The organism is Ralstonia nicotianae (assembly GCF_018243235.1).
Classification (GTDB): domain Bacteria; phylum Pseudomonadota; class Gammaproteobacteria; order Burkholderiales; family Burkholderiaceae; genus Ralstonia; species Ralstonia nicotianae.
Genome location: NZ_CP046674.1, coordinates 2,231,054 through 2,246,543, shown reverse-complemented (window position 1 = coordinate 2,246,543; position 15,490 = coordinate 2,231,054). Strand labels below are relative to the sequence as shown.

General features: G+C 66.8%; 12 protein-coding genes. 10 read left to right on the top strand and 2 right to left on the bottom strand.

Translation table 11 applies throughout. From position 1 onward, the window contains the following. The first annotated feature begins 52 nt into the window (after positions 1 to 52). A complete protein-coding gene (gene ntrC, locus GO999_RS10120) occupies positions 53 to 1,561 on the top strand; it encodes a nitrogen regulation protein NR(I) (protein WP_020831743.1) in 1,509 nt (502 codons plus the stop codon). Positions 1,562 to 1,665: 104 nt separating this feature from the next. Here ntrC and GO999_RS10115 read toward each other — a convergent pair whose 3' ends face one another. Further along, entirely contained in the window at positions 1,666 to 1,992 is a 327-nt protein-coding gene (locus tag GO999_RS10115; RefSeq protein WP_011001211.1) for a hypothetical protein, read from the bottom strand. A 172-nt stretch (positions 1,993 to 2,164) separates the two neighbouring features. Beyond that, positions 2,165 to 3,052: an HAD family hydrolase gene (locus tag GO999_RS10110; protein WP_165591439.1), complete on the bottom strand. Its 888-nt coding sequence runs from the start codon at positions 3,050 to 3,052 to the stop codon at positions 2,165 to 2,167. A 200-nt stretch (positions 3,053 to 3,252) separates the two neighbouring features. Here GO999_RS10110 and ugpB point away from each other — a divergent pair, with 200 nt between their 5' ends. The 9 genes from ugpB (at position 3,253) to zapE (ending at position 15,485) form a co-directional block, all read left to right on the top strand. Beyond that, positions 3,253 to 4,569, top strand: coding sequence for a sn-glycerol-3-phosphate ABC transporter substrate-binding protein UgpB (ugpB, locus tag GO999_RS10105; protein ID WP_028860481.1), 1,317 nt, complete (start codon positions 3,253 to 3,255; stop codon positions 4,567 to 4,569). Positions 4,570 to 4,641: 72 nt separating this feature from the next. Then, a complete protein-coding gene (gene ugpA, locus GO999_RS10100) occupies positions 4,642 to 5,523 on the top strand; it encodes a sn-glycerol-3-phosphate ABC transporter permease UgpA (RefSeq protein ID WP_118872278.1) in 882 nt (293 codons plus the stop codon). Between the two features lie 11 nt (positions 5,524 to 5,534). Beyond that, positions 5,535 to 6,383 (top strand): sn-glycerol-3-phosphate ABC transporter permease UgpE, encoded by an 849-nt coding sequence (gene ugpE, locus GO999_RS10095; RefSeq protein WP_016725855.1) that lies wholly within the window; start codon positions 5,535 to 5,537, stop codon positions 6,381 to 6,383. Positions 6,384 to 6,413: 30 nt separating this feature from the next. Then, positions 6,414 to 7,511 carry a sn-glycerol-3-phosphate import ATP-binding protein UgpC gene (locus GO999_RS10090; RefSeq protein ID WP_011001216.1) on the top strand — a complete coding sequence of 366 codons (1,098 nt, stop codon included), beginning with the start codon at positions 6,414 to 6,416 and terminating at the stop codon, positions 7,509 to 7,511. Then, a complete protein-coding gene (gene ugpQ, locus GO999_RS10085) occupies positions 7,508 to 8,266 on the top strand; it encodes a glycerophosphodiester phosphodiesterase (protein ID WP_165591437.1) in 759 nt (252 codons plus the stop codon). The genes GO999_RS10090 and ugpQ overlap by 4 nt, the downstream gene beginning before the upstream one ends. Positions 8,267 to 8,551: 285 nt before the next feature. Continuing rightward, complete coding sequence (locus GO999_RS10080) at positions 8,552 to 11,413, top strand: 2-oxoglutarate dehydrogenase E1 component (protein ID WP_011001218.1); 2,862 nt, start codon at positions 8,552 to 8,554, stop codon at positions 11,411 to 11,413. Positions 11,414 to 11,553: 140 nt separating this feature from the next. Beyond that, a complete protein-coding gene (gene odhB, locus GO999_RS10075) occupies positions 11,554 to 12,789 on the top strand; it encodes a 2-oxoglutarate dehydrogenase complex dihydrolipoyllysine-residue succinyltransferase (protein WP_211906197.1) in 1,236 nt (411 codons plus the stop codon). 70 nt (positions 12,790 to 12,859) lie between these two features. Continuing rightward, positions 12,860 to 14,296 (top strand): dihydrolipoyl dehydrogenase, encoded by a 1,437-nt coding sequence (gene lpdA / locus GO999_RS10070; RefSeq protein WP_011001220.1) that lies wholly within the window; start codon positions 12,860 to 12,862, stop codon positions 14,294 to 14,296. 91 nt (positions 14,297 to 14,387) lie between these two features. Next, positions 14,388 to 15,485, top strand: a complete 1,098-nt coding sequence (gene zapE / locus GO999_RS10065) for a cell division protein ZapE (protein WP_011001221.1) — start codon at positions 14,388 to 14,390, stop codon at positions 15,483 to 15,485. Positions 15,486 to 15,490: the final 5 nt, after the last annotated feature.

Here is a 15,490-nt window from a genome sequence, read left to right as displayed (position 1 = left end):
GGCGGCGGCATCGGGGGCCCAGGCGATCTGAAGTCAAGCTGACACACAACACATGAAGCCAATCTGGATCGTCGACGACGATCAATCCATCCGCTGGGTCCTTGAGAAAGCGCTGGCGCGGGAGAGCCTGCTGTCGCGCAGCTTCACCAATGCCCGCGACGCGCTCAACGCGCTCGAAGAAGAAACGCCGCAGGTGCTGATCTCCGACGTCCGCATGCCGGGCGGCTCGGGGCTGGACCTGCTGCAGGCCATCAAGGGCCGGCATCCGGGCCTGCCGGTCATCATCATGACGGCGTATTCCGACCTGGACAGCGCCGTGGCGGCGTTCCAGGGCGGTGCCTTCGAATATCTCGCCAAGCCGTTCGACGTGGACCGCGCGGTCGAGCTGATCCGCCGCGCGCTGGAAGAGAGCCTGCGCGAGGAAGAGATCGACGACCGGTTGGGCGATGCGCCCGAGATCCTCGGTCAGGCGCCGGCGATGCAGGATGTGTTCCGCGCCATCGGCCGGCTGTCGCAGTCGAACGTGACGGTGCTGATCACCGGCGAGTCCGGCACCGGCAAGGAGCTGGTGGCGCGCGCGCTGCACAAGCACAGCCCGCGTGCAAGCGGCCCGTTCATCGCGCTCAATACCGCGGCGATCCCCAAAGACCTGCTGGAATCCGAGCTGTTCGGCCATGAGCGTGGCGCCTTTACCGGCGCGCAGACCATGCGTCGCGGCCGCTTCGAGCAGGCCGAGGGCGGCACGCTGTTCCTCGATGAGATCGGCGACATGCCGTTCGACCTGCAGACGCGCCTGCTGCGCGTGCTGTCGGACGGGCATTTCTACCGGGTGGGCGGCCACAATCCGCTCAAGGCCAACGTGCGCGTCATCGCGGCCACGCACCAGAACCTGGAAACGCGCGTCAAGGACGGCCTGTTCCGCGAAGACCTGTTCCACCGCCTCAACGTGATCCGCCTGCGGCTGCCGGCGTTGCGTGAGCGTCCGGAAGACATCACGCTGCTGGCGCGGCACTTCCTGCAGAAGAGCGCGAAGGAGCTGGGCGTGGAGCCCAAGCGCATGTCGGACGAGGCGTTGTCGCACATCGCCACGCTGCCGTTCCCGGGCAACGTGCGCCAGCTCGAGAACCTCTGCAACTGGCTGACCGTGATGGCGCCGGCGCAGACCATCGAGATCAAGGATCTGCCGCATGACCTCGTGCGCGGCGCCAGCCAGATGCTGCCGGGCACGGCCGAGCTGATGGCGGCGGGGCGTGCGGTGGCGGGCGAGCCGTCTTTCGGCGCCGATGCCCATGCCGCCGGCGCCGAGGCACCCGTGGCCGCGGGCGCGGCGGCGGGGGCTTCCGCTGTGTCCGGCTGGGAGCGCGCGCTGGCCGGCGAGGCCAAGGCGATGCTCGAGGCCGGCCAGCCCGATGTCATGGATGCGCTGACCCGCCGCTTCGAGCGGGCCATCCTCGAAGCCGCCCTCGGCGTCACGCGCGGGCGCCGGGTCGAAGCGGCCACGCGCCTGGGCATCGGCCGCAACACCATCACCCGCAAATTGCAGGAACTCGGCTTCGACTGACACCGCAGCGAAGCCGGTCCAACCGGATATCGTCGAGCTTGGCGATTGGGATTGGGCGGATTTCCGCAAGGGAATCCGCCTCTTTTTTTATCTACAGGGTCCGCTCAGTGCAGGCGATGCTTGAGCTGCGACAGCTCTGCGTACGTGCGCATGACAGCGGTCTGGACCGTGTGGTCGACCTTGCCGGCGCTCTGGCAGGCCATCTTGGCGCGGTCCGATGCGGCTTCCAGCCTGTCGATGGCCTCGACGAATGACTGCTCGTCCTTGGCGCTTTCCAGCCGCGCGTGATATTGGCGGGCCTGCTCATCCAGCTGCTGGATCGACTGCTTCAGCGCGTCCGGCACGTTGTCGTGCGTGGCGCAGGCCTGGGCGAGTTCCGCAATGGTGTGTTCGGCGTGTTCGAAACGCTGGCGTAGTTTCTGGGTTTGCATCAGAGGCTCCTGTCGAATGGGAAAGGAACGCTGCGAACGCACCACAATGAGGCGAATGCGTGGCGCGAAACGGTGCAGCGCCCAAGACTGGCGCAAGCGGCGTGCCGCGTGCCGGAGCCGGTACATCGGAAGGCGGGCGGGACGGTCCGGGCGACCATCCCGGATGCGCCGCTCAGGGGCGCGGGGCCGGCAGCGCGGGCGCGCGTGCCCCAAGAATGCGCTCGGCCACCTCGGCAAAGCCCGCGCCGCCTTCACCCGACGTGAGATAGGCCGGCGGCACCGGCAGCGTATCGATCACATTCAGTACGTTGGCGACGCCCACGGATAGCGGGAAGAACTCGAACATGGCGGCATCGTTGGCCGAGTCGCCGACGAACAGCCAGTGCTCGCGTTCGGCATGCAGGTCCATGGCGAAGGCGCGCCGCCCCAGGGCGATACTGGCGCTCAGCTTGTCGTGCCTGCCGAACCAGCCGTTGACGTGGACCGAGCTGACCGTCGCATGCATGCCGTGCGTGCGCATGATGTCGACGATGTGCCGGATGGCCACCTGCGGCAGCGGGGGCACCTGCTCGGCGTGATCGATGGCCAGGTCGGCGGCATGCCACGCCTGGTCGGTGGCCAGCGCCGTGCCGGGCACCGCGCGCAGGATCTCCGCGCCGATTTCGCGGATGCGCTCCAGGTTGCGCAGGCGGGTCTGGGCGTCGTCGACGAAATCGGACGCCAGATGGCCGAGTGCGTCGACCCGCATGGCGAAGGCGCCGTTCTCGCCGATCACCGCATCGACCGGCCACAGCCGCGCGATGACTTCGCACCACGCGATCGATCGCCCCGTCACCGGCACGACCTTGACGCCGGCTCGGTGCAGGCGCTCCAGCGCGGTGTAGGCCTGGGCCGGCAGCTTGCCGCGCGTGGTCAGCGTGCCATCGACATCGGTGAACACCCCGACGACATGCCGCAGCGCATCATCGGAGAGCTGGTGCAGGGCCAGCGGGATGCGGCGCGCGGCAAGCGCGGACGTGGACGCGGGGGCGTTGGCGGGCGTGGTGGTCGGGGCGAGCATGCTGCGGTTGCGAAGAGAGTCGGCTTCAATTCATTCTAACGGTGCTGCGCCGGCCGGCCCTGGAGGGAATCCCCGATTTCTTTGCGGCGCAAAGCCACGTAACATGCCGCTGTCATAAAAAATGCCCGACCGGCCGGATAGAGTCGGGCGCGTCGCGGGCCGGCAAAGGCCCGCCGGGAAGCCATAACCGAGGAGGAGCGATGATGATCCGGAAGATTGCGGGGGCAGTGGCCGTGCTGGCGGCCTGCACGTTTGCGCAGGCCGCGCATGCCGTGACCGAGATTCAGTGGTGGCACTCGATGGAGGGCGCCCTGAACGACAAGGTGAACGAGCTTGCCAACAAGTTCAACGCCAGCCAGCCCGACTACAAGGTCGTGCCCGTCTACAAGGGCCAGTACGACGAATCGCTGGCCGCCGGCATCGCGGCCTTCCGCGCCGGCAACGCGCCGGCCATCCTGCAGGTCTTCGAGGTCGGCACCGCGACCATGATGAACGCCCGCGGCGCCATCGTGCCGATCGCCAAGGTGATGAAGGACGCCGGCGAGAAGTTCGACCCCAAGGCCTACGTGCCGGCGGTGGCGGGCTACTACACGTCGAACAAGGGCGAGATGCTGTCGTTCCCGTTCAACAGCTCGACGACGATCCTGTACTACAACAAGGACGCCTTCAAGAAGGCCGGCCTCGACCCGAACAAGCCGCCCGCGACGTGGCAGGAGGTCGCCATCGACGCGGCCAAGCTCAAGGCGGCCGGCTTCGCGTGCGGCTACACCACCGACTGGCAGTCGTGGGTGCACCTGGAGAGCTTCTCGGCGTGGCACAACGTGGCGTTCGCGACCGAGAACAACGGCTTCGGCGGCGCGAAGGCGCGCCTGATCTTCAACGGTCCGGTGCAGGTGCAGCACATCGAGCATCTGCTCGACATGGAGAAGAAGGGCTACTTCACCTATGCCGGCCGCAAGGACGAGCCCAAGGCCAAGTTCATCGCGGGCGAGTGCGCCATGCACACCGGCTCGTCGGCGGCGCTGGCCAACATCCGCAAGAACGCCAGGTTCAGCTTCAGCCCCGCGCCGCTGCCGTACGAGGCGGGCGTGCCGGGCGCGCCGCAGAACACCATCATCGGCGGCGCCTCGCTGTGGGTGATGGGCGGCCACAAGCCCGAAGAGTACAAGGGTGTCGCCCGGTTCTTCTCCTTCCTGTCGCGCCCCGAGATCCAGTCCGACTGGCACCAGTCGACCGGCTACCTGCCGGTGACGATGCAAGCGTACGAACTGACCCGGCAGTCGGGCTTCTATGACAAGAACCCGGGCGCCGACGTGGCCGTCAAGCAGATGATCGTCAGGACGACCGACAAGTCGCGCGGCATCCGCCTGGGCAACTTCCCGCAGATCCGCTCGGTGATCGACGAAGAACTCGAAGCCGTGTGGGCGGGCAAGAAGTCGCCGAAGGAAGCGCTGGACAGCGCGGTCGCGCGCGGCAACGATCTGCTGGCCCGCTTCGAGAAGACCGTCAAGGAGTAAGCGCGCGGTTGCGCGTGCCGTCAGCCGCCGGTCCCGCATGCGCGGGGGCGGCGGCGCGTTTTGGGAATCCCCATGGAAAAACGGGTCGTATTCCGGTCGCGCTGGCTGCCCTATGTGCTGGTGGCCCCGCAGATCGCCGTCACCCTGGTGTTCTTCTTCTGGCCGGCGGGGCAGGCGCTGTACCAGTCGCTGCTGCGGCAGGATGCCTTCGGCATGAATCTCGACTTCGTCGGGCTGGAGAACTTCGCCGACCTGTTCGCCGATCCGACCTACCTCGGGTCGTTCCGGACCACGGCGGTGTTCGCCATCGGCGTGGCCGTCGTGGGGCTGTCCACGTCACTGGCGCTGGCCTACTTCGCCGACCGCGCACTGCGCGGCGGCGCCTTCTACAAGATGCTGCTGATCTGGCCCTACGCGGTCGCGCCGGCCGTGGCGGGCGTGCTGTGGAGCTTCCTGTTCAACCCGTCGCTGGGCATCGTCTCGTTCGTGATCCGCAGGATGGGCGTGGACTGGAACTTCGTGCTCAACGGCGGGCAGGCACTGCTGCTGGTCGTCGTCATCGCGGCGTGGAAGCAGATCAGCTACAACTTCCTGTTTTTCCTGGCCGGGCTGCAGAGCATCCCGAAATCGCTGATCGAGGCGGCGGCCATCGACGGCGCGGGCCCGTGGAAGCGGTTCTGGTCGATCGTCTTTCCGCTGCTGTCGCCCACGACCTTTTTCCTGATGGTGGTGAACGTGGTGTATGCCTTCTTCGACACCTTCGCCATCATCGATTCGGTCACGCAGGGCGGGCCGTTCAAGGCGACCGAGACGCTGGTGTTCAAGGTGTACCAGGACGGCGTGCGCGGGCTCGACATCGGCGGCTCGGCCGCGCAGTCGGTGATCCTCATGGCGGTGGTGATCGTGCTGACCATCGTGCAGTTCCGCTACGTCGAGCGCAAGGTCCAGTACTGAGGAGCGCGACCATGATCGAACGCCGCCCGTTCCTGGATGTCCTGACCCACCTCGTGCTGATCCTGGGCGTGGTGGTGGTCGCCTTTCCGGTCTACGTGGTCTTCGTCGCGTCCTCGCTGACGGCCGAGGACGTGCTGCAGGCGCCGATGACGCTGATCCCCGGCCCGCACCTGATCGACAACTACCGCGAGGTGCTCGCGCACGGCATGGGCAACGCCGCCACGCCGGTCGGCACCATGCTGATGAACAGCCTGATCATGGCGCTGGGCATCTCGCTGGGCAAGATCGCGATCTCCATCATCTCGGCCTTCGCCATCGTCTATTTCCGCTTTCCGCTGCGCAAGACCTTCTTCTGGCTGATCTTCGTCACGCTGATGCTGCCGGTGGAGGTGCGCATCCTGCCGACCTACAAGGTGGTGTCGGACCTCGGCATGCTCAACAGCTACTTCGGCCTGACCATCCCGATCATCGCCTCGGCCACCGCCACGTTCCTGTTCCGCCAGTTCTTCCTGACCATTCCCGACGAACTCGCCGAGGCCGCGCGCATCGACGGCGCCGGGCCGCTCAAGTTCTTCTGGGACGTGGTGCTGCCGCTGTCGCGCACCAGCATCGCGGCGCTGTTCGTGATCCAGTTCATCTACGGCTGGAACCAGTACCTGTGGCCGCTGCTGGTCACCACCGAGCGGGACATGACGCCGATCGTGCTGGGCGTCACGCAGATGATCTCGCGTTCGGGCGATTCCGCCACCGACTGGAACCTGCTGATGGCCACCGTGATGCTGGCCATGGTGCCGCCGGCGCTGGTGGTGATCGGCATGCAGCGGTGGTTCGTGAAGGGCCTGGTGGAAACCGAAAAATAGCAAACAGCGCAAAAAGAAGGCGACCCGCCCATGGCAAAACTGTCTCTACGCAACGTCCAGAAGCACTACGCCGGCCTGCAGGTCGTGCACGGCATCGACATGGAGATCGGCGACGGGGAGTTCATCGTCATCGTCGGGCCGTCGGGCTGCGGCAAGTCCACGCTGCTGCGCATGGTGGCCGGCCTGGAGGCGATCACCGGCGGCGAGGTCTGGATCGGCGATCGCGTGGTCAACGAACTGGAGCCGGCCGAGCGCGACATCGCCATGGTGTTCCAGAACTACGCGCTGTATCCGCACATGACCGTGTTCGACAACATGGCGTACGGCCTGAAGATCCGCGGGCTGCCCAAGAGTGAGATCCTGGCGCGCGTGCAGCAGGCCGCCGGCATCCTCGAGCTCGGCAAGCTGCTCGAGCGCAAGCCGCGCCAACTCTCGGGCGGGCAGCGCCAGCGCGTGGCGATGGGCCGCGCCATCGTGCGCGAGCCGGCGGTGTTCCTGTTCGACGAGCCGCTGTCCAACCTGGACGCCAAGCTGCGCGTGCAGATGCGGCTGGAGCTCAAGGAGCTGCACCGCCGCCTGCGCACCACCAGCCTGTACGTGACGCATGACCAGGTCGAGGCGATGACACTGGCCGACCGCATGATGGTGCTCAGCGGCGGCCGCGTCGAGCAGATCGGCACGCCGCTGGAAGTCTATGCGCGCCCGGCCAGCACCTTCGTCGCCGGCTTCATCGGCTCGCCGCCGATGAACCTCGTGCCGGTGTCGCGTCACGCGGGCGAGGGCGCCCAGATCCGTGTCGACGGCGCGCAGGCGGGCGATGCGCCCGCCACGCTCGGCCATTTGCCGATGGGTTTGCATCTGCCTGAGCACGCGCTGATGGGCCTGCGTCCCGAGCACATCGAGCCGTGCGCCGCCGACCGGGCCATCGCCTTCGTCGAGGTGCGGCTGGTCGAGGCGCTCGGCGCCGATGCGTTTGCCTATGGCGCGCTGGCCGGCCATCCGGTCGTCGTCCGGCTGGACCCGCACGCCAGCGTCAAGGCCGGCGACCGGCTGCCCATCACCGCCTCGGCTGACCATCTGCACTGGTTCGACCCGCAGACCACCCGCCGCATCGAGGCCCTGGCATGAGCGAAGCACGCGCCCTGCCGGCTTGGCCGTATCCGCGCGCCATTGCCCACCGGGGCGCGGGCAAGCTCGCGCCCGAGAACACGCTGGCAGCGTTCCGCCACGGCGCCGGGTTCGGCTACCGCATGTTCGAGTTCGATGTGAAGCTGTCGGGTGACGGCGTGGCCGTGCTGCTGCACGATGCCACGCTGGAGCGCACCACCAGCGGCCACGGGCGCATCGACGCGCTGTCGTTCGGCCAGATCGCGCAGCTGGACGCCGGCAGCTGGCACAGCCCGGCCTTTGCCGGCGAGCCGGTGCCGACGCTGGCCGCCGTCGCCCGCTACCTGCGCGCCAACGGCTTGCTGGCCAATATCGAGATCAAACCGGTGCCCGGCACGGAGTGGCGGACCGGCGCGGCGCTCGCGCTGGATGCCCGCACCCTGTGGGCCGACGCCGGGGTGCCGCCGCTGCTATCGTCGTTCTCGGAGACGGCGCTGGCCGCCGCGCGCGAGGCCGCGCCGGAGCTGCCGCGCGCCTTGCTGCTGGACACCCTGCCGGCGGACTGGCTGGACCGCCTGCGCGCGCTGGATTGCGTCGCGCTCGATGCCAACCATCGTGCCCTGACGCCGGAGGTGATCGTCGCTGCCCATGCGGCGGGCTTCCGCGTCTGCTGCTATACCGTCAACGATGTGGAACGGGCCTGCCTGCTGTGGGGCGCCGGACTGGACGGCCTGATCACCGACCGGGTCGACTGCATCGAACCATCCGGCACGTGACGGCGCCGCTTTCTGATGCAACAAAGCAACGTTTTATTGTTGTGCCAAGGAATCAGAATATTGCCCATAAACGTGCTATACTTTTTGCCGCGAAGACTTTAGGTCCTTCCCGCACAACTTGTCTGTCAAAGCTGTTTCGGTGCCTCACCCCGCCACGCGCGATGCGGTCCGACCAGGTGATTTCAGGCGACTCAAAGTTTGCGATCCGCTAACCGGTCAAGCCGTGTCGCGGAAGGTTGATGAACCCGCTGAACTCCGGCAGACCCGGAGAAAGGTGAGCGCCCCATGACTGAGCTGTACAAGCAGTATCTGGACACTTCGTACCTGTCCGGCGGCAATGCCGCATACGTTGAAGACCAGTACGAAGCCTATCTCCAGGATCCCACTTCCGTCAGCGAGGCTCTGCGCGCGTATTTCGATGCGCTGCAGAACATCCCCGCCGTCGACGGCTCCAACGCCCGGGATATCGCCCACGCCCCCATCGTTACGTCGTTCGCTGAGCGCGCCAAGCAAGGCCCGATCAAGACGATCGTCGCGTCTGCCGATTCCGACATGGGCCGCAAGCGCGTGTCCGCGACGCAGCTGGTCGCCGCCTACCGCAACGTGGGCCTGCGCTGGGCCGACCTGGATCCGCTCAAGCGTCAGGAGCGCCCGCCGGTGCCGGATCTGGACCCGGCCTTCTACGGTTTCACCGAAGCCGATCAGGACATCGTCTTCAACGCCAGCAACACGTACTTCGGCAAGGAAACGATGAGCCTGCGCGAGCTGCTCAACAACCTGCGCGAAACGTATTGCGGCTCGATCGGCGCCGAATTCATGTACGTCAGCGACCAGGCGCAGAAGCGCTGGTGGCAGGAGCGCCTGGAGAGCATCCGCTCCAAGCCGACCTTCTCCGCTGAAAAGAAGAAGCACATCCTGGAGCGCCTGACGGCCGCCGAAGGCCTCGAGCGCTTCCTCCACACCAAGTACGTCGGCCAGAAACGTTTCTCGCTCGAAGGCGGCGAGAGCTTCATCGCGGCGATGGACGAACTGATCCAGCACGCCGGCGAGAAGGGCGTGCAGGAAATCGTGATCGGCATGGCCCACCGCGGCCGCCTGAACGTGCTGGTCAACACGCTGGGCAAGATGCCGGCGGACCTGTTTGCCGAATTCGAAGGCAAGCACGTGGACGACCTGCCGGCCGGCGACGTGAAGTACCACAAGGGCTTCTCGAGCGACGTCACGACCCTGGGCGGCCCCGTCCACCTGTCGCTGGCGTTCAACCCGTCGCACCTGGAAATCGTCAACCCGGTGGTGGAAGGTTCGGTCAAGGCGCGCCAGGAACGCCGCGGCGACAAGACCGGCGAGCAGGTGCTGGCCGTGCAGGTGCACGGTGACGCGGCCTTCGCCGGCCAGGGCGTCGTGATGGAAACGCTCAACCTCGCGCAGACGCGCGGCTACGGCACGGGCGGCACTATCCACATCGTCATCAACAACCAGATCGGCTTCACCACCTCCGACCCGCGCGACTCGCGTTCCACGCTGTACTGCACGGACGTGGTCAAGATGATCGAAGCGCCGGTGCTGCACGTGAACGGCGACGATCCGGAAGCCGTCGTGCTGGCCATGCAGCTGGCGATCGACTTTCGCACCGAGTTCAAGAAGGACGTCGCGGTCGACATCATCTGCTTCCGCAAGCTCGGCCACAACGAGCAGGACACGCCGGCGATGACGCAGCCGCTGATGTACAAGAAGATCGGCCAGCACCCCGGCACGCGCAAGCTGTACGCAGACAAGCTCGTCACGCAGAGCACCCTGAAGACCGAGGAGCCGGACGGCCTGGTGCAGGAATACCGCGCCGCCATGGACGCCGGCAAGCACACGGTCGACCCGGTGCTGTCGAACTTCAAGAACAAGTTCGCGGTGGACTGGCTGCCGTTCCTGAACCGCAAGTGGACGGACTCGGCCGATACCGCCGTGCCGATGGCCGAACTCAAGCGCCTGGCCGAGCGCATCACCGCCATCCCCGACCACTTCAAGGTGCACCCGCTGGTCGAGCGCGTGGTCAACGACCGCGCCAAGATGGGCCAGGGCGAGCAGGCGCTGGACTGGGGCATGGGCGAGCATCTGGCCTTCGCCTCGCTGGTGGCTTCGGGCTACCCGGTGCGCATCACCGGCCAGGACGCCGGCCGCGGCACGTTCACGCACCGCCACGCCGTGCTGCACGACCAGAACCGCGAGCGCTGGGACGCCGGCTCGTACATCCCGCTGCAGAACGTGTCGGACAACCAGGCACCGTTCACCGTGATCGACTCGGTGCTGTCCGAAGAGGCCGTGATGGGCTTCGAGTACGGCTATTCGTCGGCCGAGCCGAACACCCTGGTGATCTGGGAAGCCCAGTTCGGCGACTTCGCCAACGGCGCGCAGGTCGTGATCGACCAGTTCATCTCGTCGGGTGAAGTGAAGTGGGGCCGTGCCTCGGGCCTGACGCTGATGCTGCCGCACGGCTACGAAGGCCAGGGTCCGGAGCACAGCTCGGCGCGCATGGAGCGCTACCTGCAGCTGTGCGCCGACCACAACATGCAAGTGGTGCAGCCGACCACGCCGGCGCAGATCTTCCACCTGCTGCGCCGCCAGATGATCCGCCTGTTCCGCAAGCCGCTGATCATCATGACGCCGAAGTCGCTGCTGCGCAGCAAGGACGCCGTGTCGCCGCTGACCGATCTGGCCAAGGGCCACTTCGAGACGGTCATCGCCGATCACGAAGAGCTGAACGCGGCCAAGGTCAAGCGCATCGTGGCCTGCTCGGGCAAGGTCTACTACGACCTGGTCAACGCGCGCAAGGAACGTGGCCTGACCGACACCGCCATCATCCGTGTCGAGCAGCTGTATCCGTTCCCGCACAAGGCGTTCGCGGCCGAGCTCAAGAAGTACCCGAACCTCGCCGAAGTGGTGTGGTGCCAGGATGAGCCGCAGAACCAGGGCGCCTGGTTCTTCGTGCAGCACTACATCATGGAGAACATGAGCGAGGGCCAGAAGCTGGGCTACGCTGGCCGTCCGGCCTCGGCTTCGCCGGCCGTGGGCTACTACGCCAAGCACAACGAGCAGCAGAAGGCGCTGATCGATGCCGCTTTCGCCAAGCTCAAGGGCTTCGTGCTGACCAAGTAACGCGACCAATGCACCAGGGCGGCGGCTTCGACCGTCGCCTTGGCGCATCTTCGCCTCCCGCATTCCATCGCATACACGCATTGAATTGAAGCGGCGCGCCCGGCAGGGGCGCCGCGCACATGATCCAAGGAACCACCGAAATGGCTATCGTTGATGTCAAGGTCCCGCAGTTTTCCGAATCCGTCGAAGAAGGCACGCTGATCTCCTGGAAGAAGAAGCCGGGTGAAGCCGTGACCGTGGACGAAGTCCTGGTCGAAATCGAGACCGACAAGGTCGTGCTGGAAGTGCCGGCTCCGTCGGCCGGCGTGCTGGCCGAAGTGCTGGTGGCCGATGGCGCCACCGTGACGTCGGAACAGCTGCTGGCCAAGATCGACACCGAAGGCAAGGCGGGCGCCGCTGCCCCGGCGGCCGCCGCACCGGCTCCGGTCGCCGCCGCGCCGGCTGCCGCAGCCGCCACGGGCGGCGTGGCCATGCCGTCGGCTGCCAAGCTGATGGCCGAAGCCAACCTGTCGGCCGGCCAAGTGGCCGGCACCGGCCGCGATGGCCGCATCACCAAGGGCGACGTGCTGGGTGCCGTGGCCGGCGGTGCCAAGCCGGCTCCGGCCGCCGCCCCGCAGGCCGCGCGTCCGGCCCTGCAGCAAGTGGCCGCCCCGGTGGACTTCGCCGCCCTGGGCGACCGTCCGGAAGAGCGCGTGCCGATGAGCCGCCTGCGCGCCCGCATTGCCGAGCGCCTGGTGCAGTCGCAGTCGACCAACGCCATCCTCACCACCTTCAATGAAGTCAACATGAAGCCGGTGATGGACCTGCGCGCCAAGTTCAAGGACCAGTTCGAGAAGACCCACGGCGTGAAGCTGGGCTTCATGTCGTTCTTCGTGAAGGCTGCCGTCCACGCGCTGAAGAAGTACCCGGTCATCAACGCCTCGGTGGACGGCAACGACATCGTCTACCACGGCTACTTCGACATCGGTATCGCGGTCGGCTCGCCGCGCGGCCTGGTGGTGCCCATCCTGCGCAACGCCGACCAGATGAGCCTGGCCGACATCGAGAAGAAGATCGCCGAATTCGGCCAGAAGGCCCGCGACGGCAAGCTGACGCTGGACGACCTGACCGGCGGCACGTTCTCGATCTCCAACGGCGGCACCTTCGGCTCGATGCTGTCGACCCCGATCATCAACCCGCCGCAATCGGCCATCCTGGGCGTGCACGCCACCAAGGACCGCGCCGTGGTGGAGAACGGCCAAGTTGTCGTCCGCCCGATGAACTACCTGGCCATGTCCTACGACCACCGCATCATCGACGGCCGCGAAGCCGTGCTGGGCCTGGTGGCGATGAAGGAAGCGCTGGAAGATCCCGCACGCCTGCTGCTGGACCTGTAATCGACCGCGTTGATGACCCGAGACGCCGCCGCCCACCGCGCGCGGCAGCGTCCGATTCAAGGATTTCTCCATGAGCAAACAATTTGACGTGCTGGTGATCGGCGCCGGCCCCGGCGGCTACATTGCCGCGATCCGCGCCGGCCAGCTGGGCTTGAACGTGGCCTGCTGCGAAGACAACGCCTACGACGATCCGAAGGGCGAGCCGCGCCTGGGCGGCACCTGCCTGAACGTCGGCTGCATTCCGTCCAAGGCGCTGCTGGCCTCGTCGGAAGAATTCGAGAACGTGAACCACCACCTGGCCGACCACGGCATCACGGTGGACGGCGCCCGCGTCGATGTCGCCAAGATGCTCAAGCGCAAGGACGACATCGTCGGCAAGATGACCAAGGGCATCGAGTTCCTGTTCCGCAAGAACAAGGTGACGCTGCTCAAGGGCCACGGCAAGTTCGTCGGCAAGACCGACGCCGGCTACCAGGTCGAGATCGCGGGCAAGGCCGGCACGGAAGTCGTGACCGCCAAGCACGTGATCATCGCCACCGGCTCGAAGGCCCGCCACCTGCCGGGCGTGCCGGTCGACAACGTGACCATCGCCGACAACGAAGGCGCGCTGAAGTTCGGCGAAGTGCCGAAGAAGCTGGGCGTGATCGGCGCCGGCGTGATCGGCCTGGAGCTGGGCTCGGTGTGGCGTCGCCTGGGTTCTGACGTGACGATTCTCGAAGCACTGCCGAGCTTCCTCGGCGCGGCTGACGAGTCGGTCGCCAAGGAAGCCAACAAGCTGCTGAACAAGCAGGGCCTGAAGATCAACGTCGGCGTCAAGGTCGGCGAGATCGAATCGTCGGCCAAGGGCGTCAAGGTGAACTACACCGACGCCACCGGCGCCGCCCAGGTGCTGGAGTGCGACAAGCTGATCGTCTCGATCGGCCGCGTGCCGAACACCGACAACCTGGGCCTGGACGCGATCGGCCTGGCGACGGATCAGCGCGGCTTCATCGAAGTGGACGACCACTGCGCGACCAAGCTGCCGAACCTGTGGGCGATCGGCGACGTGGTGCGCGGCCCGATGCTGGCGCACAAGGCCGAAGACGAAGGCGTGGCCGTGGCCGAGCGCATCGTCGGCCAGAAGCCGCACATCGACTACAACTGCATTCCGTGGGTGATCTACACCTTCCCGGAAATCGCCTGGGTCGGCAAGACCGAGCAGCAGCTCAAGGCCGAGGGCCGTGAGATCAAGGCGGGCCAGTTCCCGTTCATGGCCAACGGCCGCGCGCTGGGCATGGGCGCGTCCGACGGCTTCGTCAAGGTGATCGCCGACGCCAAGACCGACGAGATCCTGGGCGTGCACGTGGTGGCCGCCAACGCGTCGGACCTGATCGCCGAAGCCGTGGTGGCGATGGAGTTCAAGGCCGCGGCGGAAGACATCGGCCGCATCTGCCACCCGCACCCGTCGATGTCCGAAGTGATGCGCGAGGCCGCGCTGGCCGTCGACAAGCGTCAGCTGAACATGTAATCGCACGCCATCAGGCGAGCACGGTGCCCGGTCATCCACAAGATGCCGGGCATCGGTCCATTTGGGCCACCGAACGGCCGGCCCCACGCAGATGAACGTCCAGGAAACCTACCTGAAGGAACTGAAGGCGCGCGGCTACCAGCCCGACGAGGCGCAGCAGCGCGCGGTCGATCGCCTGCAGCTGTGCTACGACGAATGGGTGGCCTACAAGGCCAGGCGTTCAAGCGCCCTGCGCAAGCTGCTGGTGCGCCCGGAGCTGCCGCGCGGCGTCTACATGTGGGGCGGGGTGGGGCGCGGCAAGTCGTTCCTGATGGATGCCTTCTACAGCTGCGTGCCGGTGGTGCGCAAGACGCGCCTGCACTTCCACGAGTTCATGCGCGAGGTGCACCGCCAGCTCGAAGAGCTGCGTGGCCGCGCCGATCCGCTCGACGAACTCGCACGGCGCATCGCCAAGCGCTATCGCCTGATCTGCTTCGATGAATTCCACGTCAGCGACGTCGCCGATGCGATGATCCTGCACCGCCTGCTCGATCAGCTCTTCGCCAACGGCGTGCAGTTCGTGATGACGTCCAACTACCGCCCGGACCTGCTGTACCCGGACGGCCTGCACCGCGACCGCGTGCTGCCCGCCATCGCCCTGCTGCAGGAAAAGCTCGACGTCCTCAATGTCGATGCCGGCATTGACTACCGCAAGCGTGCCATGGAGCAGGTGCAGGCCTACCACACGCCGCTGGGCGCCCAGGCCAACTCGGCGCTGCGCGACGCGTTTGCCGCGGTGGCCGAGGCGCCGGACGAATCGCCCATCCTGCATATCGAGCACCGCGAGATCCGCGCGCAGCGCAAGGCCGGCGGCGTGGTGTGGTTCGACTTCGCCACGCTGTGCGGCGGACCGCGCTCGCAGAACGACTACCTGGAGATCGCCGCGCGTTTCCATACCGTCATCCTCGCCGATGTGCCGAAGATGACGCCGCGCATGGCCTCCGAGGCGCGCCGCTTCACCTGGCTGATCGACGTGCTGTACGACCACAAGGTCAAGCTGCTGATGTCGGCGGAGGTGCCGGCGGACGCGCTCTACACCGAAGGCCAGATGGCCAACGAATTCCACCGCACGGTGTCGCGCATCATCGAGATGCAGTCGCGCGAATACCTCGAGGCACCGCGCCGCGCGGTCGATACGACACTGACCTGATGCCG